This is a genomic window from Streptomyces sp. NPDC000348 (genome assembly GCF_042898795.1).
GTDB lineage: Bacteria > Actinomycetota > Actinomycetes > Streptomycetales > Streptomycetaceae > Streptomyces.
In genome coordinates this window covers 467192-492303 of record NZ_JBIAZD010000004.1, presented here as the reverse complement: position 1 = coordinate 492303, position 25112 = coordinate 467192, and the positions used below count along the sequence as shown (strand labels likewise).

The following is a 25112-nucleotide window of genomic DNA, read 5'->3' as shown; positions in this document are numbered from 1 at the left end:
CCCGCCCCGGCCCCCCCCCCGGCCCCCCGGCCCGGGGGGGGGGCCCCCCCCCCCCCGCGCGCGGCCGCGGGGGGGGCGGGGCCCGGGGGGGCGGGGGGGGGCGCCCCCCCCGTGGGGGGCGCACGCCTCGTCCTCGGGATCCTCGCCCTCGGGCTCCTCGGGCAGGGCTCCGGTCACGGGCAGCAGGTCGACCGCCGGGCGGCCGAGCGCGTCCTCCTTGGCGAGGGAGAACAGGCGCCGCGCGCCCCTGCTCCAGTGGGAGACGAGTCCGTCGCGGTCGACCACGACCACGGCGAGCGGGATACGGCCGGCGCCCCGTCCGGTCGCCGCGCCGGCCCCCGCGCGGCGATCGGGAGGTGCGTCCCGCTCGGTGCCACGGTCCATGGCCCAGGCCCTCTCTCCCCGGCTGCGCAAGATCTGTACCGCCGTCACCACCGTACGGCCACGGTCGGCCGCGATGTGCGCCAACGCGGGAATTGCCCGCCGGTGCTCGCACCGGCGTGCGTTCCCGCGCGCGACCGACCGTTTCAGTCCTCGTGGCCCAGCTGGAGATCGCGTTCCGTGCGCCCTCCGCCGGCCACCTGGAGGACGGTGGCGACCGGCGGGTAACCGGCGGCGATGACGGTGTACTCGCCCGACGACAGGTCGACGAACCGGAAGGTGCCGTCGGGTCCGGTGGTGAGGGTGTCGACGACGTTGCCCGCCGCGTCCAGCAGGGTCACGCGGGCCTCCTCGACGGGCCGTCCGCCGCCGGCCCGCACGGTGCCGCGCAGCACGGCGCCGCCGGCCAGCTCGACGTCCTGGCGGGTCTCGCGGGCGGCCTGGACGGTGACGGGGAGGGCGGCCGGGCGGAAGGCGGGCGCGCTGGCGGCGAGGGTGTACTCGCCGGCCACCAGCTCGCTGATGACGTAGCCGCCCTCCCGGCCGCTGCGGGTGCTCGCGACGACCTCCCCGTGGACGTTGGTGAGCGTGACGGCGGCGTCCCGCACGGGCGTGCCGTCGGCGGTGACGACACTGCCGGCGAGACGGCCGGCGCCGCCGAGGACGACGTCGAGCTCGACGGGCCGCTCGCCGACGGTCACGGAGACCGCCTGCGGCTGGTGACCGCCCGCGGCGGCGATCAGGACGTACGATCCCGGGCCGGGCGTGGCCAGCGCGTACCGCCCGTCCTCGCCGCTGGCGCCCCGTCCGGTCTGCTGTCCGCAGACGTCGATGAGGGTGAGCGCCGCGCGCGGCACGGCGGTCCCGTCGGGGTGCTGGACGGTCCCGCAGACGGGGATGCCTCCGGTGTGGGACGGGCGGGCGTGCGGCACGCGCGTGGTGAAGTGCGGTGCTTCCGGTGCCGGGTCGGCGGTGGGGGCGTGGTGGGACACCAGTGGTTTCTCCTTGAGGAAGAAGGCGGTGAGCAGGCCGAGGACGAGCACCGGCACCAGGTAGAGGAAGATGCGCGGCATCGCGTCGGCGTAGGCCTGGACGTAGGCGTCGCGCAGCTCGGGCGGCAGCGCGTGCACGAGCTCGGGGGTGATCGACTCGGCGTCGGGCGGGGTACCGGCGTCGGCGGGCAGCCGGTCGTCGAGCGCGTCGGTGAGCCGGCCGGCGAAGAGGGTGCCGAAGACCGCGGCGCCGACGCTGCCGCCGATCTGCCGGAAGTAGTTGTTGGCGCTGGTGGCGGCGCCGAGGTCGGCGGGGCGCACGGAGTTCTGCACGGCGAGGATCAGCACCGGCATCACCATGCCGATGCCGGTGCCGAGGACGGCCATCCAGACGCTGTAGTGCAGCCGGGGCGTGCCGGCCTCCAGGCGGGACAGCAGCCACATGCCGACGACGGAGAGCGCGCAGCCGACGATCGGGTACCGCCGGTAGCGGCCGGAGCGGCTGATGAGCTGGCCGGAGACGATCGAGGCGCCGACGATGCCACCCATCATGGGCAGCATCAGCAGTCCGGACTCGGTGGCGGAGGCCCCGTCGACCATCTGCAGATACGTCGGGAGGTAGCTGGCGGCACCGAACAGGGCGACCCCGGTCACCAGGCCCACCAGGCCGGTGACGGTGAAGACGGAGTCCCTGAACAGCCGCAGTGGGATGAGGGGTTCGGCGGCGAAGCGCTCGACGACGAGGAAGAGGACGCCGGCCGCCGCGGCGCCCGCGCCGAGGCCGAGCACGACGCGGGAGTCCCAGGCATACTCGGTGCCGCCCCAGCCGGTCAGCAGCACCAGGCAGGTGGAGGCGGCGGCCAGCAGCAGGGTGCCGAGGACGTCGAAGCGGGCCCGGACGGGCGGTTTGGGGAGCTTGAGCACCACGGCGACGACGGCCATGGTGACGACGCCGAAGGGGATGTTGACGTAGAAGCACCAGCGCCAGGAGAGGTGGTCGGTGAAGTAGCCGCCGAGCAGCGGCCCGGCGACGGACGCGAGGCCGAAGGCGGCGCCGATCAGTCCCATGAAGCGGCCGCGTCGGCGCGCGGGCACGATGTCCGCGATGATCGCCTGGACGCCGATCATCAGTCCGCCCGCCCCGACGCCCTGCACCGCGCGGTAGGCGATCAGCTGGTCCATGGTCGTCGCGCGGCCCGCCAGCGCGGAGCCGACGACGAACACGAGGATCGCGAACTGGAAGACGCCCTTGCGGCCCAGCAGGTCGCCGAGCTTTCCGTAGACCGGCAGTCCGACGGTGGCGGTGAGCAGGTAGGCGGTGATCGCCCAGGACATCCGGTCCAGGCCGTGCAGCTCGCCGACGATCTTCGGGAGCGCGGTGGCGACGATCATCTGCTCCAGGGCGGCGAGCAGCAGCGCCAGCATCAGCGCGAGGAAGACCAGCCGGACCCGGCGCGGGCTCAGGCCCGGTTCCACGGCGCCGCCCGCCGGGGGCGGCGGGCCCCCGGCAGGCGGCGCCGTGACCGGCTCGTCCTGCGTCAGAGTGATCCCGCCCACGTGCCGCTCCCCTCGTCGCACCGCCGGACAATTCCCGCGTGAAAGCGACAACTACGGGTAAGCACAGCGAGTTACGGGACGGGGGAGGGTCGTCACGAGATCACTCGAACCGGTGAGGAGACACCTCCGCACCGTTCACGGGGGATCGCCGTCCCCCACTTCTCGTTACTTCTCGACCTCCGCGGCCAGCCTGGCGAGCAGGGCGTCGTAGATACGGGCGAGGCCCTTGGGCGCGAAGGTCTTCTCGAAGAAGCCGCCGATGCCGCCGGCGCCGTTCCAGACGGTGGTGACGACGACCCGGGACCGGCCCTCGCCGGCCGGGGTGACCCGCCAGGTGGTGACCATGGAGGAGTTGCGGTCCTTCTCGACGAGTTCGCCGTCGGTCGGCTCGGTGACCTCCAGGAGGCAGTCGCGGACGCGCTTGCTGGTGGCCTGGAGCTTCCAGTGCACGAGGGTGCCCTCGCCGTCGCCGCCCTCGCGGACCTCGTACTCGCTGAACTGCTCGGGCAGTACGTTCGCGCGGGTGCCGCTGTAGTCGGCGAGGGCGTCGAACACCGTTTCCGCGTCCGCCGCGACGATCCGCTCCGTAGTGGCTTCGACCTGCGCCATCGCTTACCTCCAGGGCCTGGGTTCTCAGGGTCGGGGCAAGCCAATCACCCCCGTGCCCGGCCGCCCAAATCGGGGGTTCGGATGTGATCGGGAGGGTGACCGAAGATGTCGCCCGCACGATCAAGGGAACACCTGTTCTATTCTGTGCCGAGCGACACCGAGGAGGCGTCATGCGCTGGGAGAACCTCTCGCCGGGCTCCGGACGCGGCCGGGCCGGCCCCGCGCTGTTCGGCGCGGAGGGGGTCACGACCCGCACCTTCGACACGCCCGAATTCGCCGGCGTCACCTTCCACGAGATCCGGGCCCGCTCGATCGTCGACCGGGTGCCGGGGGCCTCCCGCATGCCGTTCGAGTGGACGGTGAACCCGTACCGGGGCTGCACGCACGCGTGCGTCTACTGCTTCGCGAGGAGGACCCACGGCCGTCTGGACCTCGACACGGGACTCGGCTTCGACAGCCAGATCGTGGTCAAGGTGAACGCGCCCGAACTGCTGCGCCACCGGCTGGCCTCGCGCGACTGGCGGGGCGAGCACATAGCGATGGGCACGAACGTCGACTGCTACCAGCGCGCGGAGGGCCGCTACCGGCTGATGCCGGGCATCCTCGCCGCCCTGCGCGACCACGCCAACCCGTTCTCGATCCTCACCAAGGGCACGCTGATCCTGCGGGACCTCCCGCTGCTGAGGCAGGCCGCCGAGGTGACCGACGTGGGCGTGTCGGTCTCGGTGGGGTTCACCGACGAGGAGCTGTGGCGGACGGTCGAGCCGGGCGCCCCGGCCCCGAAGCGGCGCCTGGACGTGGTCCGGGCGTTCACCGGGCACGGCATCGGCTGCGGGGTGCTGATGGCGCCGGTGATCCCGTTCCTGAGCGACCGTCCGGACCAACTGCGGGCGGCCGTGCGGGCCGTCGCGGCCTCCGGCGCCACCTCCGTCACCCCTCTGGTGCTGCACCTGCGGCCGGGCGCCCGCGAGTGGTTCACGTCCTGGCTCGGGCAGCACCACCCGTACCTGGTGGCCCGCTACCGGCGGCTGTACGCGGACGGCGCCTACGCCCCGAAGTGGTACCAGCGCCGCATCACCCGGCAGGTGCACGAACTGGCCCGGGAGTACGGCATCGGCCCCGCCCGCGCGGGGGCGCCCCACCGGGTCCGCGCCGCGGAGCCCGCCGGGCCCACCGGGTCCCCGGCGGCCGAGCCGACCCAACTGACGCCGCTGTAAGAGCATTCGAGCGCATCCGGCGACCCGATCGGGTCAAGAATCCACCCGACACGTTCAGATGTGGCCCCATACCGGGACGATGCCGCGTGAACCGTGAGCCCCGCGGTCCGCAGCACCTCCGTCCTGGGAGGACCCCCTCATGAGAAAACGCGCAGCCGTGCTGTGCGGTGCCGCCGTCGTCCTGGCCGGGAGCCTCACGGCCGTGCCCGCCGAGGCCGGCGCCCCGCGCGCCGCGGAGACCTTCCGCGCCGCGGAACCCGCGTGGAAGAAGTGCGGCACCGACGACTACCCGACGCTGCAGTGCGCGTCCCTGGAGGTGCCGCTCGACCACGCCGACCCCGTCGGGCGGAGGATCACGCTCGCGCTGTCCCGCGTCCCGCACACCGCGAAGCGGTACCAGGGCCCCCTGCTGGTGAACCCGGGCGGCCCCGGCGGCAGCGGTCTGACGCTCGCCGGGTTCGTCGCGGCGGCGCTGCCGAAGCGGGTGGCCGCCCAGTACGACGTCATCGGCTTCGACCCGCGCGGGGTGGGCGCGAGCGAGCCGGCACTGGACTGCGCGCCGGACCACTTCGGCCCGGTGCGCCCGGACCCGGTGCCGGCCTCTCCCGAGGCCGAGCGGGCGAACCTCGCGCGCGTGCAGTCCTTCGCCGCGGCCTGCGGACGCGAGCACGCCGGTCTGCTGCCGCACATCGACACGGCCGGCACGGTGCGCGACATGGACGTGATCAGGCGGGCGCTGGGCGCGAAGAAGATCAACTACTTCGGCTACTCCTACGGCACCTACCTGGGCGCCGTCTACGCCAAGCTGTTCCCCCAGCGGGTGCGGCGCCTGGTCCTGGACTCGGTCGTCGACCCCACCGAGGTCTGGTACGACGCCAATCTCGACCAGGACCACGCGTTCAACGACCGCCACCGCGCCTTCATGGCCTGGGTCGCCCGGCACCATGCGGCGTACGGGCTGGGCACCGACCCGGAGAAGGTCGAGGCCGCGTGGTACGCGATGCGCGCGGCCCTGAAGAAGGACCCGGCCGGCGGGAAGGTGGGCGCCGCGGAACTGGAGGACACCTACCTCCCGGGCGGCTACTACAACGGCTACTGGCCCTATCTGGCGGAGGCGTTCTCGGCGTACGTGAACGAGCGGGACGCCGGGCCGCTGGTCGAGGTGTACGAGAACTTCGGCGCCGTCGACGCCGCCGGCGACAACGGCTACAGCGTCTACACCGCGGTGCAGTGCCGGGACGCCGCCTGGCCGCGCGACTGGCGGCAGTGGCGCAAGGACACCTGGGAGGTGTACGAGCGGGCGCCCTTCATGGCCTGGAACAACGCCTGGTACAACGCGCCGTGCGCGTTCTGGCCGACCGAGTCCCTGCGGCCGGAGCGCGTCCGCAACGACACGCTGCCACCGGCCCTCCTCTTCCAGGCGACGCACGACGCGGCGACCCCGTACCAGGGCGGTGTCACCGTCCACCGGCTGCTGGCGCGCTCCAGCCTGGTGGTCGAGTCGGGCGGCGGCAACCACGGCGTCACGCTGAGCGGGAACGCCTGTCTGGACCGGCACCTGACGGCCTATCTGAGCGACGGGACCGTGCCGCGCGGGGGCGGCGGCGAGGCCGACGCGGTGTGCGCGGCACTGCCCGACCCCAAGCCCCTGACGTCGAAGGCGGCACCGGCGTCGGCGCGCGGGTCGACCCTGCACGGCCTGCTCGGCTTCCGGGGCTGAGCGCCTGACCCGCCGTCGGGAGCGGACTGTCGTACCCGTGGTCCATGAGGGGCGCATGAGCGGATTCCTGCTGCGGCCGATGACCGCGGACGACTGCGACGGCGTGGCGGGGATCCGTGTACGGGGCCGGCGGCACGCCTACCGGGGGCTCGTCCCGCAGCCGTATCTCGACGGCCTCGACATCACGGCGGACGCCGAGCGGCACCGCGCCCGGCTGCGGCACGGCGACGGCGGTGTGGTGAACCTCGTCGCCGAGGCCGACGGCGGTGAGCTCGCCGGGTGGGCCGCGTTCGGCCCGTACCGGGACGGCGACGTGCGCACCGGGGACGCCGAGTTGTACGCGCTGTACCTGCCGCCCGAGCGCATCGGCCGGGGCGTGGGGCGGACGCTGCTCACCGAGGCGGTCCGCCGCTGCGCCGCCGCCGGTCACGAGCGCATGTACCTGTGGGTCCTCAAGGGCAACACCCGCGCCCGCCGTTTCCACGGGCGGGCGGGGTTCGGCGCGGACGGGGCGGAGGAGTCCTTCGAGGTGGACGGGGTGGCGGTGCCCGAGGTGCGGTACGCGCGGGACCTCACCGGCTGACACCCCCTAGCGCGGCCGGGGGATCCGGGCCAGGGCGTGGACCGCCGCCTCGGCCAGCGCCGGATGGGCGAGGGCGTCGTTGAGCACGGGCTCGGCACGCGGGTCGCCGAGCTCGCCCAGCCCCTCCACACAGGCCAGCGCGACCCGGCGGTACGGATCGTGGGGACGCAGACGCCGCCGCAACGTGGTGATCAGGGCGGGGACCGCCTCGGGGGCGCGCAGTTCGGTCAGCAGACGGACCGGGTGCAGGGCGTAGGCGACGCGGAGTTCGTTGGTGGCGAGGGCGGCGGCGGCCCGGGCGGTGCGCGGGTCGCCGAGGCGCGCGAGGGCGTGGGCGGCGGAGGCGCAGCGCGGCGGGTCACGGTGGTTGAGCAGCAGCACCAGGGCCTCGAACGCCCGCCGGTCCCCCGCCAGTCCCAGCCGGAACGCGGCCAGTTCGCGGGCCCACAGCGGCTGTGCGGGTTCGGTGAGGACGGCGGCCAGCGCGTCGGGCTCGTCCGTGCCCAGGAGACGGTGGTACGCCGCCGATCCGCCCGACTCCGCCCGTAAGCGCTCCGTGAGCGCTCGCAACTCTTCGTCCATGTCCCAGAGGTTAGGGGGGTGCGGGGCCGTTCGGGACGTACATCACAAAGCCGGGGGGCTGGCGCGCTCGTTACCCGCGAGTTAAGCTCAGACGAGCGAGTTACCCACTCGCGACCCTCCTCACGGCGGTCTGGTGACGCGGCCACCGTGAGTCGCAGTCGGTTCGGTACCCGTGTACCGCAGTACGGCTCGGCCCCGGGACAGGGCCGGTCGGATCGGCCGTCGTCCACCGGCGGCACCGGGCGTGTGCGCGCGCAGCCCGGTCCACACCCGCATCCCGCACGCACCCGGTGCGCCCTTCGGCGCACCCGGGCGTGTTTCCCGTCGTCACCCTCATTCCTGGAGTCCCGCGATGGCCGCTCCCCTCTCCGACACCTCTCTGTCCCCGCTCCGGACCGTCGCCGTGGTCGGCCTCGGCACGATGGGCACCGGCATCACCGAGGTCCTGGCCGGCGCCGGCCGCGACGTCATCGGCATCGACGTCAGCGAGGCGCAGGCCGCCCGGTGCGTCGCCGCCCTGGAGGCCTCGACCGCACGCGCCGTGGAGCGCGGCCGGCTGACCGAGGAGCGGCGCGCGGACCTCCTCGCCCGTGTGACCACCTCCACTGGCCTCGCGGCGGCGGCCGACGCCGATCTGGTGATCGAGGTGGCGCCGGAGTCGTACGGGATCAAGCAGCAGATCCTCCGCGAACTGGACCGGATCGTGCGGCCGGAGACCATTCTGGCGACCGGCACCAACGCCCTGTCCGTCACGCGTCTCGCCGCCGAGTCGGCCCGCCCCGAGCGGGTGCTGGGCATGCACTTCTTCAACCCGGCGCCGGCGATGAAGCTGGTGGAGATCGTCTCCTGCGTGCTGACCGCCCCCGCGGCCGTGACCGCGGTCACCAACCTCGCGCTGGACCTGGGCAAGGAGCCCGTGGCGGTCGGTGACCGGCCCGGATTCGTCGCCGACGGGCTGCTGTTCGGCTACCTCAACCAGGCCGCCGCGATGTACGAGGCCCACTACGCCTCCCGTGAGGACATCGACGCCGCGATGCGGCTGGGCTGCGGACTGCCCATGGGCCCGCTGGCGCTGCTCGACCTGATCGGCGTCGACACGGCGCGCACGGTCCTGGAGGCCATGTACGCCGAGTCCCGTGACCGGCTGCACGCCCCGGCCCCGATCCTCAAGCAGCTCAGCGAGGCGGGCCTGACGGGCCGCAAGGCGGGACGTGGCTTCTACACGTACGAGGCCCCGGGCAGCGGCGCCGTCGTGCGGGACTCCCTGACCCCGCCGGAGGGCGGTTCCCCCACCCCCGGCCGTCCGGTGCGCTCGGTGGGTGTCGCGGGTTCCGGCACCATGGCCTCCGGCATCGCCGAGGTCTTCGCCAAGGCCGGCTACGAGGTGGTCCTGGCCGCCCGCAGCGAGGAGAAGGCACAGGGCGCCAGGGCCCGGATCGGGAAGTCCCTGGCACGCTCCGTCGACAAGGGCCGGATGACCGCGGAGGCCGCCGCCGGGACCCTGGAGCGGGTCCGTCCGACGGGCACCTACGACGACTTCGCCGACGTCGATCTCGCGGTCGAGGCGGTTGCCGAGGACCTGGACGTCAAGCGGCAGCTGTTCGCCACGCTGGACAAGGTCTGCAGGCCGGGCGCCGTGCTCGCCACCACCACCTCCTCCCTCCCGGTCGTCGCCTGCGCCCGCGCTACCTCGCGCCCGCAGGACGTGATCGGCATGCACTTCTTCAACCCCGCGCCGGCCATGAAGCTGGTCGAGGTGGTCCGCACCGTGCTGACCGCCGACGACGTCCACGCCACGGTGCGCGAGGTCTGCGGCACCCTCCGCAAGCACGCCGTGGACTGCGGCGACCGGGCCGGCTTCATCGTGAACGCGCTGCTGTTCCCGTACCTCAACAACGCGGTCAAGATGGTGCAGGAGCACTACGCGTCCCTCGACGACATCGACGCCGCGATGAAGCTGGGCGGCGGCTACCCGATGGGTCCGTTCGAGCTGCTGGACGTCGTCGGGCTGGACGTCTCGCTCGCCATCGAGAAGGTGCTGCACCGCGAGTTCCGCGACCCGGGTCTCGCGCCGGCGCCGCTGCTGGAGCACCTGGTGGCCGCGGGCTGCCTCGGCCGCAAGACCGGCCGTGGCTTCCGCGAATATGCCAAGCGCTGAGCTGCGCCCCGGCGACCGGTCCGGGGGCGGCGCGGAGTGGGGCGGGCTGCTCGGCCCCGACCGGTTCCCGCCACCGGCCCCCGGCGCCCCTCCCCCGCCCCCCGAGGGCGGGGGAGCGCCCGGTCATGCGCACCGAGCTGCGCACATGCAGTACGTTCAGGGCATGTCCCAGCCCGCCAAGTCCGCACGTACACCAGTCACGACCGAGCCGCCGGAAAGCGCCGCAGGCTCTCGCGCCGCCGCCCAGCGGCTCAAAATGCGCCGGGAACTGGCGGCCGCCGCGATGGAGCTGTTCGCGACCAAGGGGTACGAGGCCACCACCGTCGACGAGATCGCGGCCGCCGCCGGGGTCGCCCGCCGCACCTTCTTCCGCCACTTCCGCTCCAAGGAAGAGGCGATCTTCCCCGACCACGACGACACCCTGGTCCGCGCCGAGGCGGTGCTCAACGCCGCCCCCGCGCACGAGCATCCGCTCGACACGGTGTGCCGCGGCATCAAGGAGGTCATGAAGATGTACGCGGCGCGGCCGGAGATCTCGGTCGCCCGGTACCGGCTGACGCGCGAGGTGCCCACCCTGCGCGAGGCCGAGATCGCGTCGGTGGCCCGCTACGAGCGCCTCTTCACCCGCTACCTGCTCGGCCACTTCGACGAGCACGCGCACGACGACGACGCCAACGACGATCCGCTGCTGGCGGAGGTCGCCGCGTCCGCCGTGGTCACCGCGCACAACCACGTGCTGCGGCGCTGGCTGCGGGCCGACGGCCAGGGCGACGTCGAGGCGCAGCTGGACCACGCCTTCGCGATCGTCCGCAAGACCTTCGGCAGCGGGATCATGGCGGGCCGGCGCACCGCGCCGCCGAAGCCGCCCGCGGCCTCGGCGTCCGCGCACGGCGAGGTCCTGGTGACGGTGGCGCATGTGGACGCCCCGCTGGACGAGGTGATGCGGACCATCGAGCAGGCGCTCAAGGAGCGCTGACCGGACGCTCACCGCTGTGCTGACGGCCACCCCACCGGGTGGCCGTTTTGCCATGTCAGGGGCGCTTTTCGTACGCGTTTCACGGCCCGTTCGATCGATCATCGCTCATCTGATGGGTAAAGATTTCACCTGAGCTCATTTTCTGGCACGCAGTGCCTTGCCGGATGACACGGCGTGCCATACGTTGAAGGAGTCCGGGCGAGTCCCGGCGGGCCCACCGCCCGCACGTCCGGACGCCTGCGTCACAGGCAACCTCCCGCGCACACCAAGCGCTGCCGAAGCACCACCGCCGGACCGACGGCATCCCCCGATCCTCAGCAGCACACCGACGTACCCCTCAGCGCCCCTCCCTCAGGGCGCTCATCGCCGGAGGCAACACCGTGACCGTGAAGGACATCCTGGCCGCGATCCAGTCGCCCGACTCCACGTCGGAGGACTTCGCCGCCCTGCCGCTCCCCGAGTCGTACCGCGCGATCACCGTGCACAAGGACGAGACGGAGATGTTCGCGGGCCTCGAGACCCGTGACAAGGACCCCCGCAAGTCGATCCACCTGGACGACGTGCCCCTGCCCGAACTGGGCCCGGGTGAGGCCCTGGTGGCCGTCATGGCCTCCTCGGTCAACTACAACTCGGTGTGGACCTCGATCTTCGAGCCGCTGTCGACGTTCGGCTTCCTGGAGCGCTACGGCCGCACCAGCGAGCTGGCCAGGCGCCACGACCTGCCGTACCACATCATCGGCTCCGACCTCGCGGGCGTGGTGCTGCGCACCGGCCCCGGCGTCAACTCCTGGAAGCCCGGCGACGAGGTCGTCGCCCACTGCCTCTCCGTCGAGCTGGAGTCGTCCGACGGCCACAACGACACGATGCTCGACCCCGAGCAGCGCATCTGGGGCTTCGAGACCAACTTCGGCGGTCTGGCGGAGATCGCCCTGGTGAAGTCCAACCAGCTGATGCCCAAGCCGGACCACCTCAGCTGGGAGGAGGCCGCCGCCCCGGGCCTGGTCAACTCCACCGCCTACCGGCAGCTGGTGTCCCGCAACGGCGCCGGCATGAAGCAGGGCGACAACGTCCTCATCTGGGGTGCGAGCGGCGGACTCGGCTCCTACGCCACCCAGTTCGCGCTGGCCGGCGGCGCCAACCCGATCTGCGTCGTCTCCAGCGAGCAGAAGGCCGGCATCTGCCGGTCGATGGGGGCCGAGGCGATCATCGACCGCAGCGCCGAGGGCTACAGGTTCTGGAAGGACGAGAACACCCAGGACCCCAAGGAGTGGAAGCGCTTCGGCAAGCGCATCCGCGAGCTCACCGGCGGCGAGGACATCGACATCGTCTTCGAGCACCCCGGCCGCGAGACCTTCGGCGCCTCGGTCTACGTCACCCGCAAGGGCGGCACCATCACCACCTGCGCCTCGACCTCGGGCTACATGCACCAGTACGACAACCGCTACCTGTGGATGTCGCTGAAGCGCATCATCGGCTCGCACTTCGCCAACTACCGCGAGGCCTGGGAGGCCAACCGGCTGATCGCGAAGGGCAGGATCCACCCGACGCTGTCGAAGGTGTACTCCCTGGAGGACACCGGGCAGGCCGCCCACGACGTGCACCGCAACGCGCACCAGGGCAAGGTCGGCGTGCTGTGCATGGCGCCCGAGGAGGGGCTGGGCGTGCGCGACCACGAGAAGCGCGCCCGGCACATCGACGCCATCAACCGCTTCCGGAACGTCTGAGGGCCGGACGATGACAGAGCGTCAGAAGGACCGTCCGTGGTTGATGCGGACCTACGCCGGTCACTCCACCGCCGAGGCGTCCAACGAGCTGTACCGGCGCAACCTCGCCAAGGGCCAGACCGGTCTGTCGGTCGCCTTCGACCTGCCGACGCAGACCGGGTACGACTCCGACCACGTCCTCGCCCGCGGCGAGGTCGGCCGGGTCGGGGTGCCGGTCGCGCACCTCGGTGACATGCGCCGGCTGTTCCAGGACATCCCCCTGGAGCGGATGAACACCTCGATGACGATCAACGCCACCGCCATGTGGCTGCTGGCGCTCTACCAGGTCGTCGCCGAGGAGCAGGGCGCGGACGTCACCAGGCTCCAGGGCACGACCCAGAACGACATCGTGAAGGAGTACCTGTCCCGGGGCACCCATGTGTTCCCGCCGGGGCCGTCGCTCCGCCTGACCACGGACATGATCGCGTACACGGTCTCCCACCTCCCGAAGTGGAACCCGATCAACATCTGCAGCTACCACCTGCAGGAGGCCGGGGCCACGCCGGTGCAGGAGATCGCGTACGCGATGTCCACCGCGATCGCCGTGCTCGACGCCGTGCGCGACGGCGGCCAGGTGCCGCAGGAGCGCATGGGCGACGTGGTCGGCCGCATCTCCTTCTTCGTGAACGCCGGCGTCCGGTTCATCGAGGAGATGTGCAAGATGCGCGCCTTCGGCCGCATCTGGGACCGGGTCACCCGCGAGCGGTACGGCATCGAGGACCCCAAGCACCGCCGCTTCCGGTACGGCGTCCAGGTCAACTCCCTCGGTCTGACCGAGGCGCAGCCGGAGAACAACGTCCAGCGGATCGTGCTGGAGATGCTGGCCGTCACCCTCTCCAAGGACGCACGCGCGCGCGCCGTGCAGCTGCCGGCCTGGAACGAGGCCCTGGGCCTGCCCCGCCCCTGGGACCAGCAGTGGTCGCTGCGCATCCAGCAGGTCCTGGCGTACGAGAGCGACCTGCTGGAGTACGACGACATCTTCGAGGGCTCGAAGGTGATCGAGGCGAAGGTGGAGCGGCTGGTCGCGGACTCGTTCGCGGAGATGGAGCGGATCGAGGAGATGGGCGGCGCGATGGCCGCCGTCGAGTCCGGCTACCTCAAGTCCCGGCTGGTCTCCTCGCACGCCGAGCGCCGGGCCCGGATCGAGTCGGGCGAGGAGAAGATCGTCGGTGTCAACGCCTTCGAGGGCACCGAGCCGAACCCGCTGACCGCCGACCTGGACACCGCGATCCAGACGGTCGACCCGGCGGTGGAGGCCCGCGTGATCGCCTCGCTGCGGAACTGGCGCGACACGCGCTACCAGCCGCCCTTCAACCACCCGCGCCCCTGCAAGGCGCTGGAGAGGCTGAAGGAGGCCGCGCGCGGCACCGAGAACCTCATGGAGGCCACCCTGGAGTGCGCCCGCGCCGGCGTCACCACCGGCGAGTGGGCCGGAGCGCTGCGCGAGGTGTTCGGGGAGTTCCGGGCGCCGACCGGTGTCTCCTCCGCCCCGGTGACGGTCGCCGCCGAGGAGGGCTCGGCCCTGTCGGAGGTGCGCCGCAAGGTGGACCTGACGGCCAGGGACCTGGGCGTCGGCAAGCTGCGCTTCCTGGTCGGCAAGCCGGGCCTGGACGGACACTCCAACGGCGCCGAGCAGATCGCCGTGCGGGCCCGCGACGCCGGGTTCGAGGTGGTCTACCAGGGCATCCGGCTCACCCCGGAGCAGATCGTGGACGCCGCCCTCGCGGAGGACGTGCACGCGGTGGGCCTGTCCATCCTGTCCGGCTCGCACGCCCAGCTGGTGCCGGACGTGCTCGAACGGCTCCGTGTGGCCGGTGCCACAGATATACCGGTGATCGCCGGTGGCATCATCCCGAACGGTGACGCCGAACAGCTGCGGGCCGCGGGAGTGGCCGCGGTCTTCACCCCGAAGGACTTCGACATCACCGGGATCATCGGCCGCATCGTCGACGAGATCCGCACAGCGAACAAGCTCGACCCCCTGGAGGTCCCCGCATGACCACGGTCAACCGCCTTCGCCCCCGGCGTTCCTGCCTGGCGGTACCGGGCTCGAACCCGCGCTTCCTGGAGAAGGCCCAGGGCCTCCCCGCGGACCAGGTCTTCCTCGACCTGGAGGACGCCTGCGCGCCGCTCGCCAAGCCCGAGGCGCGGCACACCATCGTGAAGTTCCTCAACGAGGGCGACTGGACCGGCAAGACCCGCGTCGTACGCGTCAACGACTGGACGACCGAGTGGACGTACCGGGACGTCGTGACGGTCGTCGAGGGCGCCGGCCCGAACCTCGACTGCATCATGCTCCCGAAGGTCCAGGACGCCCAGCAGGTGGTGGCCCTCGACCTGCTCCTCACCCAGATCGAGAAGACGATGGGCTTCGAGGTCGGCCGGATCGGCATCGAGGCGCAGATCGAGAACGCCCGCGGCCTGAACAACGTCAACGAGATCGCGCAGGCCTCCCCGCGCGTCGAGACCATCATCTTCGGCCCGGCCGACTTCATGGCGTCCATCAACATGAAGTCGCTGGTCGTGGGCGAGCAGCCGCCCGGCTACCCGGCGGACGCCTACCACTACATCCTGATGAAGATCCTGATGGCCGCCCGCGCCAACGACCTCCAGGCGATCGACGGCCCCTACCTCCAGATCCGCAACGTGGACGGCTACCGCGAGGTCGCGCAGCGCGCCGCGGCCCTCGGCTTCGACGGCAAGTGGGTGCTGCACCCGGGCCAGGTCGAGGCGTCCAACGAGATCTTCTCGCCCTCCCAGGAGGACTACGACCACGCCGAGCTGATCCTGGACGCGTACGACTACTACACGTCCGAGGCGGGCGGCAAGAAGGGCTCCGCGATGCTCGGCGACGAGATGATCGACGAGGCCAGCCGGAAGATGGCCCTGGTCGTCTCGGGCAAGGGACGCGCCGCCGGCATGCGGCGCACGTCGAAGTTCGAGATCCCGGAGGCCTGAGCGCGATGCAGTTCGGACGCACCTACGAGGAGTTCGAGGTCGGGGCGACGTACAAGCACTGGCCGGGCAAGACGGTCACCGAGTACGACGACCACCTGTTCTGTCTCCTCACCATGAACCACCACCCGCTCCACATGGACACGAACTACGCCGAGAAGACGACGGACTTCGGCAGGAACGTGGTGGTCGGGAACTACGTCTACTCCCTGCTGCTCGGCATGTCGGTGCCCGACGTCTCCGGCAAGGCGATCGCCAACCTGGAGATCGAGTCGCTGAAGCACGTGGCGCCGACCTTCCACGGCGACACCATCTACGGCCAGACCACGGTGCTCGACAAGTGGCCGTCGAAGTCGAAGGACGACCGCGGCATCGTCCACGTCGAGACCAGGGGCTACAAGCAGGACGGAACCCTGGTCTGCGTGTTCCGCCGCAAGGTGATGGTGCCGACCGAGACGTACATCAAGGAGCGCGGCGGCGAACAGCCCGGCCGCCCCGAACCGAAGCAGCAGGAGAAGTAGCCATGGCGCGACTCGCCCAGACCGCCGGTCTGACCGACGTCCAGCAGGAGATCCTCTCCACCGTCCGCGACTTCGTGGACAAGGAGATCATCCCGGTCGCCACCGAGCTGGAGCACCGCGACGAGTACCCGCAGGCGATCGTCGACGGCCTGAGGGAGCTCGGCCTGTTCGGCCTGATGATTCCCGAGGAGTACGGGGGTCTGGGCGAGTCGCTCCTCACCTACGCGCTGTGCGTGGAGGAGATCGCCCGCGGCTGGATGTCGGTGTCCGGCATCATCAACACGCACTTCATCGTGGCGTACATGCTCAAGCAGCACGGCACGCAGGAGCAGAAGGACCACTTCCTGCCGAGGATGGCGGCCGGCGACGTCCGGGGCGCCTTCTCGATGTCGGAGCCGGGCCTCGGCTCCGATGTGTCGGCGATCACGTCGAAGGCGGTGAGGGACGGCGAGGAGTACGTCCTGAACGGCCAGAAGATGTGGCTGACGAACGGCGGCACGTCGTCACTGGTGGCCGTTCTGGTGCGGAGTGACGAGGGTCACTCCCCTTCGGAGACGGCCGCGGCGCCGCACAGGTCGATGACCACCTTCCTGGTGGAGAAGGAGCCGGGCTTCGGCGAGGTCCGCCCCGGCCTGACCATCCCCGGCAAGATCGACAAGATGGGCTACAAGGGCGTCGACACGACCGAGCTCATCATGGACGACCTGCGGATTCCCGCCGACCGGGTGCTCGGCGGGACCACCGGCCGAGGTTTTTACCAAATGATGGACGGGGTCGAGGTGGGCCGCGTCAATGTGGCGGCGCGTGGCTGCGGCGTCGCTCGGCGCGCCTTCGAGCTCGGCGTCCGGTACGCCCAGCAGCGGCACACTTTCGGCAGGCCGATCGCCCAGCACCAGGCCATCCAGTTCAAGCTGGCGGAGATGGCTACCAAGGTGGAGGCCGCGCATGCGATGATGGTGAACGCGGCACGCAAAAAGGACTCCGGTGAACGAAACGACCTTGAAGCAGGGATGGCGAAGTACCTCGCCTCCGAATACTGCAAGGAGGTCGTGGAGGACGCCTTCCGGATCCACGGCGGTTACGGCTTCTCCAAGGAGTACGAGATCGAGCGCCTCTACCGGGAGGCGCCGATGCTGCTGATCGGTGAAGGCACCGCCGAGATCCAGAAAATGATCATCGGCCGCCGACTGCTCGAAGAGTATCGATTCCAGGGTTAGATGTCCGGATACGGGGTGCTTTCTTGGAGAAGAGGATCACACCCCGTATGCACTCTTCGGCCGCCGACTCGGCTGACTGGCTTACCCAGTTACGGCCCGGAGCCGCTACGATCGCCGGAAAGCCGCCGTCCCCCGCAAGTGCGCGGCATCATCCGCTACGAAGGTCATCCATGCCCCACAGCCAAACCTCTGCACACCGCGACAGCCTCGCCGGCGTACGCCTCGCGCGCGGAGCATCGCCGTGGCTTCTGCCGACCGTCGCCACCGCAGCCGTCAGCCTTCTGCGCGCCCGCCGCTCGGGTGCCGCCAAGGCCGTCGCCGTCCCCGCCACCGCGCTGGCGGCGGGGATGCTGTGGTTCTTCCGCGACCCCGAGCGCGAGATCGCCCAGGGCAGGGTCATCTCCCCCGCCGACGGTGTGGTGCAGAGCATCATGCCGTGGAAGGACGGCCGCACCCGCGTCGCGATCTTCATGAGCCCGCTCAACGTCCACGTGAACCGGGCCCCGCTGTCCGGCACGGTGACGTCGGTCGAGCACATCCCCGGTGGCTTCGTTCCCGCCTTCAACAAGGAGAGCGAGAACAACGAGCGCGTCGTGTGGCACTTCGACACCGAGCTCGGCGACATCGAGATGATCCAGATCGCCGGCGCGGTGGCCCGCCGCATCGTCCCCTACGTGCCCCAGGGCACCAAGGTCGAGCAGGGCGAGCGCATCGGTCTGATCCGCTTCGGCTCGCGCGTCGACATCTACCTGCCGGAGGGCGTGGAGGTGGCCGTCGAGGTCGGTCAGAAGACCGTGGCTGGGGTGACTCGCATTGACCGTGGTTGATCCCGAGACACAGGCCGGCTGGGTACCGGAGGCCGACGAGGCGGACGACGAGGAGGAGATGCCCCTCTCGCTCCGTCTGTCGATAGCGGACACCCTCACCCTGGGCAACGCCACCTGTGGCTTCATGGCGGTGTACTTCACCACCACCGGCATCCTGATCCCGCACCTCCAGGGCAGTCAGGAGACCGGCATGGCCCGCCACAGCGCGGCCACCGCCGTCATCCTGATGCTGTGCGCGGCGGTCTTCGACCTGTTCGACGGCCTGGTGGCGCGCAAGCTGCGCTCCTCGCCGATGGGCGCGGAGCTGGACAACCTGTCCGACCTGATCAGCTTCGGCCTGGCGCCGGCGTACTTCGTCCTGGTCTACGGCATGGTCGCGGACGACGCGCACCAGAGAGTGGCCGCGGTCGGGGCGATCGTGGTGCTGCTGGCGGTGGTGCTGAGGCTGGCCAGGTTCTCCTGCGTCACGGTGAAGGACGGCACCTTCCAGGGCATGCCGTCGCCGTTCGGCGCGCTGACCGTCGTCTCGATCGTGCTCCTTGAGCTGCCGTTCGTGGCGACGCTGCTGGCGATTCTGGGCACGGCGTGGCTGATGGTGAGCCGGGTGGAGTACCCGAAGCCGCGGGGCCGCCTCGCGGTGGCCATGCTCTCCTGGATCGTGCTGTCGATGGGCCTGCTGGCGGCCTGGGCGTTCGACGCGCCGAGCGGTCAGCTGCTGCTGCAGACGGGGTGTGCGCTGCAGCTGGTGATGGGGGCGGTGATCCCGCTGTTCGCCACGGCGCGGCGGGTGAACAATTTCCGCGACAACCGTCGCGAGGCGCGGGCGGCGCAGGTGCCGTAACGCGTGCGGTGTGGTGGGGCCCCGGACCCGGGCAGGGTTCGGGGCCCTTTTCCTTGTCCCCGGCGTGGGTGCGGGCCTCGCCGGGGCTCCGCCCCCGGCCCGCGCCCCCGTGTACGCGGTGTGAGTGCGGCCCTGCCGGGGACTCCGCCCCGGGCCCCCGGCCCGTGCCCACCCACCACCCGACTCGGTCACCTGAGGAGGGACCGCCGGGCCGGCCCGGCCCGTCCGGGGCCGGAAGGGGCCCGGGGGCGCGGCCCCCGGGGAGGGGACGGGAAGGGGCGGCGGGGGCGGAAAACTCCCCCGCGTCAGCTCAGGAAGTCCCGTGCGATCCGTTCCGCCGTGCGTTCCAGGATCGGCCCCGCGTCGGCGATGCACGCGGCCACGTCCGGCTCGAGGTCCGTCAGGGCGTACGCCCGCCGGATCCCCGCCCGTCCCAGCACCTCCGGCGGCAACGCGAGCCGCCCGCACACCGCGACCACCTCCTTGCCCGCCGCACGCGCCGCCGCGGCGACGCCCGCGGGGGCCTTGCCGTGCAGCGTCTGCTCGTCCAGGGACCCCTCCCCCGTGATCACCAGATCCGCCCGCTCCAGCGCCGGCGCGAACCCGAGCACGTCCAGCATGACCTCGATGCCGGGACGGAAGCCGGCCCCGAGCAGCAGCGCGCCGTAGCCGATGCCGCCGGCCGCGCCCGCGCCGGGGGACGCGGCGTACTCCGCGGCCTTCGGCCCCACCGCCCCCTCCAGCACCTTCGCGAAGTGCGCGAGCGCCGCGTCCAGCGTCTCCACGTCCTCCGGTGCGGCCCCCTTCTGCGGGCCGTACACCGCCGGCGCGCCCTTGGGCCCGGTCAGCGGATTGTCGACGTCACTGGCGAGCACGAGCTCCACCGACGCCAGCCGCGGGTCCAGCCCGGACAGATCGGCGGACGCCAGCTCGGCCAGTCCCCCGCCCCCCGGCGTCACCGGCTCACCGTCCGCCGTCACGAACCGCGCGCCCAGCGCCGACAGCATGCCCGCACCGCCGTCGGTGGTGGCACTGCCGCCCACCCCGAACACGATGCTCCGCGCCCCCGCGTCCAGCGCGGCCCGCAGCAGCTCCCCGGAGCCGTACGTCGACGCCGTGAGCGGCGCGAAGACGCCGGCCGGCAGCCGCTGCAGCCCGCTCGCCTCCGCCATCTCCACGACGGCGGTGTCACCGCGCAGCGCGTACGCCGCGGTCACCTCGTCCCCGAGGGGGCCGGCGACCCGTACCTCCCGCCGCTCGAACCCGGCCGCGACCGCCGCGGCCACGGTGCCGTCGCCGCCGTCGGCCACCGGCAGCGCCTCGACCTCCAGGTCCGGTACGATCCGGCGCAGTCCGGCCGTCACCCGCTCGGCGACCCCGACGGCCGTCAGCGACCCCTTGAACTTGTCCGCGGCGACGAGCACCCGCCGCGTCGTACGAGTGCCGCTCCCTGCAGCGTCCGCCACTTGCATTCCCCTCGTCCTCCGGGCCCCGCACACGTGTCAAGGCCAGTCGCGCCGCTGCGACCTTAACCGGCGGTCACGGTGGCCGCCATGCCCTGCCCAGCCCGTGAAACGCCCCCGAACCGGGTAGACCGGTCCCATGACCGCCATGAGCGCTGTGGACACGGAACCGGGACTCGCCGACCGGATCCTCGGAGGCTGGCTGGGCCGGATCGCGGGCAACATGCTCGGCAAACCGGTGGAGCAGGGCGAGGTGTGGACGCGCGAACGCATCGACCGCTACCTGCGGCGGACGGACGCCCTCCCCCTCACCGACTACCTCCCCGGGCCACCGACCGAGAGCGAGGGCCTCGACCTGCGCCCCGAGTGGCGGTCCTGCGTCCGCGGCCGCATCCACGGCAGCTGCCGCGACGACGACGTCGACTACGCGATCCTCGGCCTCGACCTGCTGGAGACCCACGGCTTCGCCTTCACCACCGAGCAGGTCGGCGACCTGTGGCTGCTGCGGCTGCCGTACCTCCAGACCTTCACGGCGGAACGGGCCGCCTACCGCAACCTCGCGAACGGCCTCAAACCCCCGCTCACGGCCACCTACGACAACCCCTACCAGGAGTGGATCGGCGCCCTCATCCGCGCCGACGTCCACGGCTGGACCTCCCCCGGCGCCCCGCGCCGCGCCGCCGCCCTGGCCCGCAGGGACGCGGTGCTCTCCCACACCGGCAACGGCGTGTACGGCGCGATGTGGGCGGCGGCGCTGATCTCGGCGGCGTTCACGGCGCCCACCGTGCGGCACGCGGTGGACGAGGCGCTGACGGTGATCCCGGCGAGCAGCCGCCTCGCCCGTACCGTGCGCCGGGTGGCCTCCCTGCACGACACCGGGCTGGCCTGGGAGGACACGCTCACCACGCTCACGGAGGAGACGGCGGGCCTCGGCTGGATCCACACGGTCCCGAACGCGGCCGTCCTCACCGCCGGCCTGCTGCACGGTGACGGCGACTTCACCCGGACCGTCGCCCTGACCGTGCGCGGCGGCCTGGACACCGACTCCAACGGCGCGACGGCGGGCTCGGTGGCGGGCGTCCTGTGCGGCGCCACGGCCATCCCCGCCCAGTGGAAGGACCCCCTCCAGGACACGGTGCGCAGCGCCGTCTTCGGCTTCGACGGGGTCCGGATCAGCGAACTGGCGGAACGCACGCTGCGGCTGGCGCGGGTGGAGGCCTGACCCGGCCCGTGCCCCGGAGCGCGCGCCGTTCCGTGGCGGTCGTGGGACGGCGTGTGCCGCCGTGCGCCCGGCCCGGGGCACCCGGCCGGCGCCGGACGCGGGTCCCGCGCCGCCGTACCCTTCCCCCCATGACCACCACTCAGCCCGTCCAGGACTACGCCGCCTACATCGCCTCCCTCCCCCGTGTCCTCGCCGGCGCCGCCGCCCTCTTCCGGGACGAGGAGGGGCGGGTGCTGCTCGTCGAGCCGAACTACCGGGAGGGATGGGCGCTCCCCGGCGGCACGATCGAGTCGGACGACGGGGAGAGCCCGCGCGAGGCGGCGCGGCGGGAGACGGCCGAGGAGATCGGGCTGGACCGGGAGCCGGGCCGGTTGCTGGCGGTGGACTGGGTGCGGGGGCCGGGGCGGCCGCCGCTGGTGGCGTACCTGTACGACGGCGGCGTGCTCGGCGCGGACGACTTCGCGGCGATCCGGCTGCAGGAGTCGGAGCTGCTGTCCTGGCGGCTGGTGCCGCGCGGGGAACTGGCCGAGTACCTCCACGGCTCCCTGGGCCGCCGGGTGCCGGCCGCGCTGGACGTCCTCGCCGAGGGCTCGGGCACCGCGGAGCTGGAGGACGGGCACCGGGTGCGCTGAGCCGGCGCGGGGCGATATCCGCTCGCCGCACCGGCGCCCGGCGGCCTACCCTCGGCCGCATGAGCAAGCCCCTCGTCGCCCTTCTCAGTGGTGCCGGTGTCAGTACGGACTCCGGTATCCCCGACTACCGCGGACCGAACGGACTGTGGCGCCGCGATCCCGAGGCCGAGAAGCTGGTGACGTACGAGTACTACATGGGCGACCCGGAGATCCGCCGCCGTTCCTGGCTGACGCGGCGGGAGAACTTCGCGCTCGCCGTCGAGCCGAACGCCGCACACCGCGCCGTGGTCGAGCTGGAGCGCTCCGGGGTGCCGGTGCGGGTGATCACCCAGAACGTGGACGGACTGCACCAGCTCGCCGGCATGCCGGACCGCAAGGTGCTCGAACTCCACGGCACCGTACGGAGCGTGGTGTGCACCAAGTGCCATGCGCAGGGTTCGATGGAGGACGCCCTGGCACGGGTCGAGGCCGGTGAGGACGATCCGCCGTGTCTGGAGTGCGCCGGCGTCCTCAAGCCGGCGACGGTGATGTTCGGTGAGCATCTCGATCCCGTGGTGCTGGGCGAGGCGGCGGCGATCAGCAAGGCGTGCACCGTCTTCGTCGCCGTGGGCACCAGTCTCCAGGTCCACCCCGCCGCCGGGCTCGCGGAGGTGGCCGCCGGCCACGGGGCCCGCCTGATCATCGTCAACGCGGAGCCGACCCCGTACGACGATCTCGCCGACGAGGTGATCCGCGAGCCGATCGGCACCTCGCTGCCCGGGCTGCTGCGCCGGTTCGCCGCCTAGAACAGGGCGGCCGCGCGTTCGAAGTCCAGCAGGCGCCGCTTCCGCTCCAGGCCGCCGCCGTATCCGGTGAGGCCGCCACTCGCGCCGATGACGCGGTGGCAGGGGACGATGATGCCGACCGGGTTGCGGCCGTTGGCGAGACCGACCGCGCGGGATGCCTTCGAGTTGCCGAGCGCGTCGACGAGTTGGCCGTAGGTGCGGGTCTCGCCGTACGGGATGCGGGTCAGCTGGTCCCAGACGCGGCGCTGGAACGGGGTTCCGGGCAGGCGCATTTCGAGGGTGAACTCTTTCAACTCTCCCGTGAAGTAAGCCGAGAGCTGCTCCCGCGCCTCGACGAAGGGAGTGTCGTCGGGAATGCCGAAGGTCTCCTCGGGCGGGCGGTGGCGCTGGCCGGTCATGTAGAGGCCGCACAGGACGCCGTCGTCGGCGACGAGCGTCAGGGGGCCGTAGGGGCTGTCGGTCACGGTGTGCTGCCTCATCGGCGGGGAGTACCTCGTTCCTTCATTCCGGCAGGAAGTTGACGGGGTGGCTGTCCGTCGCCCACAGGTACTGGACCGCGTACGCCCGCCAGGGCCGCCAGGCCGCCGCGCGTGCGGTGAGGGCGGCCGGGGTGGAGGGCAGGCCCAGTTCGCGGGCGGCGCGGCGGATGCCGAGGTCGGTGGGGAGGAAGGCGTCGGGGTCGCCCAGGGCGCGCATGGCGATGACGTCGGCCGTCCAGGGGCCGAAGCCGGGGAGGGCGAGGAGCCGGGCGCGGGTCTCGGGCCAGTCGCTGTCGGCCCCCAGGTGGAGGTCTCCGTCGGCGAGCCGGCGTACGAGAGTGGTGAACGTGGTGCGGCGGGCGCGGGGCAGGGCGAGGGTTTCGGGGTCGAGCTCGGCCAGTGCCCCGGGGGACGGGAAGAGGTGGGTGAGGCCGCCCTCGGGGTCGTCCACGGGTGTGCCGTGCGCGCTGACCAGGCGGGCCGCGTGGGTGCGGGCGGCGGCCGTGGAGACCTGCTGGCCGAGGACGGCCCGGACGGCGAACTCCGCCGCGTCGACCGTGCGCGGCACGCGGCGGCCGGGTGCCTTGTCGACGAGGGGGGCGAGGACCGGGTCCGCGCGCAGCTGCTCGTCGACGGCGACCGGGTCGGCGTCCAGGTCGAGCAGGCGGCGGCAGCGGCTGATGGCGACGGTGAGGTCGCGGAGGTCGCCGAGGGTGAGGCGGCAGGCGATGTGGTCGGGGCGCGGGGCGAGCGCCACGACGCCGTGCCCGTACGGCAGGCGCAGCGTGCGCCGGTAGGCGCCGTCCCGCCACTCCTCCACACCGGGTACGGCGGTCGCGGCGAGGTGGCCGAAGAGGTTGTCGGGGTTGAGCGGGGCGCGGAACGGCAGGCGGAGGGAGATCACTCCGGGGGTGGTGCGGGAGGAGGCGTTCTTGGGGGCCCGGGCGCGCAGGCCGCCCGGGGCGAGCGCGTAGACCTCGCGGACGGTGTCGTTGAAGGTGCGGATGGAGGAGAAGCCGGCCGCGAAGGCGATCTGCGCCATCGGCAGGTCCGTGGTCTCGATGAGCAGCCGCGCGGTCCGGGCGCGCTGGGCGCGGGCGAGCGCGAGGGGCCCCGCGCCCAGCTCGGCGAGGAGTTGGCGTTCGACCTGCCGGGTGCTGTAGCCGAGCCGGGCGGCGAGACCGGGCACGCCCTCGCGGTCCACGACGCCGTCGGCGATCAGCCGCATGGCGCGGGCCACCGCGTCGGCCCGCAGGTTCCACTCCGGCGAGCCGGGGCTGGTGTCGGGGCGGCAGCGCTTGCAGGCCCGGAATCCGGCCTGCTGGCAGGCCGCCGCGCTCGGGTGGAAGACCATGTTGCCGGGTTTGGGCGGGACCACCGGGCAGCTGGGCCGGCAGTAGATGCCGGTGGTCAGGACCGCGGTGAAGAACCAGCCGTCGAACCGCGCGTCCTTCGACCGCACGGCGCGCACGCAGCGCTCGGTGTCGGTGTGCATCCCCTTCTGCATGCCTCAAGGATCGGGCACGGCCGGTACCCCGGTCCGGCGGGAATCCGACATCGACGTCACGTGTCCTGCGGCTGTCCGGATCGCCATGCCGACTCGCGGAGCAGCCGCAGCCCGTTCAGTCCGAC

General features: G+C 72.3%; 22 protein-coding genes. 15 read left to right on the top strand and 7 right to left on the bottom strand.

All coding sequences use genetic code 11. The features are described from left to right. The 3 genes from ACFY3N_RS11785 to ACFY3N_RS11775 all read right to left on the bottom strand — a co-directional run. A partial coding sequence (locus tag ACFY3N_RS11785) for a PAS domain-containing protein (RefSeq protein WP_390816454.1) occupies positions 1-384 on the bottom strand: 384 nt, incomplete at its 3' end. Positions 385-527: 143 nt separating this feature from the next. Continuing rightward, positions 528-2930: an MFS transporter gene (locus ACFY3N_RS11780; RefSeq protein ID WP_390816453.1), complete on the bottom strand. Its 2403-nt coding sequence runs from the start codon at positions 2928-2930 to the stop codon at positions 528-530. 165 nt (positions 2931-3095) lie between these two features. After that, complete coding sequence (locus ACFY3N_RS11775; protein ID WP_390816452.1) at positions 3096-3539, bottom strand: SRPBCC family protein; 444 nt, start codon at positions 3537-3539, stop codon at positions 3096-3098. 170 nt (positions 3540-3709) lie between these two features. On the opposite strand from ACFY3N_RS11775, the gene ACFY3N_RS11770 reads away from it, so the two are divergent. From ACFY3N_RS11770 to ACFY3N_RS11760, 3 genes are all read left to right on the top strand, one after another. After that, entirely contained in the window at positions 3710-4756 is a 1047-nt protein-coding gene (locus ACFY3N_RS11770; protein WP_390816451.1) for an Rv2578c family radical SAM protein, read from the top strand. Positions 4757-4895: 139 nt separating this feature from the next. Then, entirely contained in the window at positions 4896-6476 is a 1581-nt protein-coding gene (locus ACFY3N_RS11765; RefSeq protein ID WP_390816450.1) for an alpha/beta hydrolase, read from the top strand. Between the two features lie 55 nt (positions 6477-6531). Further along, the gene (locus ACFY3N_RS11760) at positions 6532-7059 is read left to right on the top strand and encodes a GNAT family N-acetyltransferase (protein WP_390816449.1); all 528 of its coding nucleotides are present in this window, start codon (positions 6532-6534) and stop codon (positions 7057-7059) included. A 6-nt stretch (positions 7060-7065) separates the two neighbouring features. Here the strand turns inward: ACFY3N_RS11760 and ACFY3N_RS11755 are convergent, their stop codons facing one another. Next, positions 7066-7641: an adenylosuccinate lyase gene (locus tag ACFY3N_RS11755; RefSeq protein ID WP_390816448.1), complete on the bottom strand. Its 576-nt coding sequence runs from the start codon at positions 7639-7641 to the stop codon at positions 7066-7068. 352 nt (positions 7642-7993) lie between these two features. Here ACFY3N_RS11755 and ACFY3N_RS11750 point away from each other — a divergent pair, with 352 nt between their 5' ends. The 9 genes from ACFY3N_RS11750 (at position 7994) to pssA (ending at position 18899) form a co-directional block, all read left to right on the top strand. Next, a complete protein-coding gene (locus ACFY3N_RS11750) occupies positions 7994-9799 on the top strand; it encodes a 3-hydroxyacyl-CoA dehydrogenase family protein (RefSeq protein ID WP_390816447.1) in 1806 nt (601 codons plus the stop codon). Positions 9800-9962: 163 nt separating this feature from the next. Further along, on the top strand, positions 9963-10775 hold the full coding sequence (locus ACFY3N_RS11745) for a TetR family transcriptional regulator (RefSeq protein WP_390816446.1): 813 nt from the start codon (positions 9963-9965) through the stop codon (positions 10773-10775). A 380-nt stretch (positions 10776-11155) separates the two neighbouring features. Beyond that, complete coding sequence (gene ccrA / locus ACFY3N_RS11740) at positions 11156-12499, top strand: crotonyl-CoA carboxylase/reductase (RefSeq protein ID WP_390816445.1); 1344 nt, start codon at positions 11156-11158, stop codon at positions 12497-12499. Positions 12500-12509: 10 nt separating this feature from the next. After that, the gene (locus tag ACFY3N_RS11735) at positions 12510-14537 is read left to right on the top strand and encodes a protein meaA (RefSeq protein WP_390816444.1); all 2028 of its coding nucleotides are present in this window, start codon (positions 12510-12512) and stop codon (positions 14535-14537) included. Beyond that, on the top strand, positions 14534-15496 hold the full coding sequence (locus ACFY3N_RS11730) for a CoA ester lyase (RefSeq protein WP_059302684.1): 963 nt from the start codon (positions 14534-14536) through the stop codon (positions 15494-15496). The genes ACFY3N_RS11735 and ACFY3N_RS11730 overlap by 4 nt, the downstream gene beginning before the upstream one ends. Before the next feature lie 5 nt (positions 15497-15501). Continuing rightward, positions 15502-16014 (top strand): MaoC family dehydratase, encoded by a 513-nt coding sequence (locus ACFY3N_RS11725; protein WP_390816443.1) that lies wholly within the window; start codon positions 15502-15504, stop codon positions 16012-16014. A 2-nt stretch (positions 16015-16016) separates the two neighbouring features. Next, positions 16017-17231 (top strand): acyl-CoA dehydrogenase family protein, encoded by a 1215-nt coding sequence (locus tag ACFY3N_RS11720; RefSeq protein WP_390816442.1) that lies wholly within the window; start codon positions 16017-16019, stop codon positions 17229-17231. A gap of 170 nt (positions 17232-17401) precedes the next feature. Further along, entirely contained in the window at positions 17402-18058 is a 657-nt protein-coding gene (locus ACFY3N_RS11715; protein WP_390816441.1) for a phosphatidylserine decarboxylase, read from the top strand. Positions 18059-18116: 58 nt separating this feature from the next. Next, positions 18117-18899, top strand: coding sequence for a CDP-diacylglycerol--serine O-phosphatidyltransferase (pssA, locus tag ACFY3N_RS11710; protein ID WP_390816476.1), 783 nt, complete (start codon positions 18117-18119; stop codon positions 18897-18899). Positions 18900-19204: 305 nt separating this feature from the next. Here pssA and ACFY3N_RS11705 read toward each other — a convergent pair whose 3' ends face one another. Then, a complete protein-coding gene (locus ACFY3N_RS11705) occupies positions 19205-20323 on the bottom strand; it encodes a glycerate kinase (protein ID WP_390816475.1) in 1119 nt (372 codons plus the stop codon). A gap of 187 nt (positions 20324-20510) precedes the next feature. Here ACFY3N_RS11705 and ACFY3N_RS11700 point away from each other — a divergent pair, with 187 nt between their 5' ends. The 3 genes from ACFY3N_RS11700 (at position 20511) to ACFY3N_RS11690 (ending at position 23001) form a co-directional block, all read left to right on the top strand. Then, entirely contained in the window at positions 20511-21584 is a 1074-nt protein-coding gene (locus ACFY3N_RS11700) for an ADP-ribosylglycohydrolase family protein (protein WP_390816440.1), read from the top strand. A gap of 128 nt (positions 21585-21712) precedes the next feature. Next, complete coding sequence (locus ACFY3N_RS11695) at positions 21713-22216, top strand: NUDIX domain-containing protein (RefSeq protein ID WP_390816439.1); 504 nt, start codon at positions 21713-21715, stop codon at positions 22214-22216. Positions 22217-22275: 59 nt separating this feature from the next. Continuing rightward, positions 22276-23001, top strand: a complete 726-nt coding sequence (locus tag ACFY3N_RS11690) for an NAD-dependent deacetylase (protein ID WP_390816438.1) — start codon at positions 22276-22278, stop codon at positions 22999-23001. On the opposite strand, the gene ACFY3N_RS11685 is transcribed toward ACFY3N_RS11690, so the two are convergent. Continuing rightward, positions 22998-23480 (bottom strand): methylated-DNA--[protein]-cysteine S-methyltransferase, encoded by a 483-nt coding sequence (locus ACFY3N_RS11685; protein WP_390816437.1) that lies wholly within the window; start codon positions 23478-23480, stop codon positions 22998-23000. The two genes, ACFY3N_RS11690 and ACFY3N_RS11685, sit on opposite strands and share 4 nt — an antisense overlap. 22 nt (positions 23481-23502) lie before the next feature. Next, a complete protein-coding gene (locus ACFY3N_RS11680; protein ID WP_390816474.1) occupies positions 23503-24975 on the bottom strand; it encodes an AlkA N-terminal domain-containing protein in 1473 nt (490 codons plus the stop codon). Positions 24976-25112: the final 137 nt, after the last annotated feature.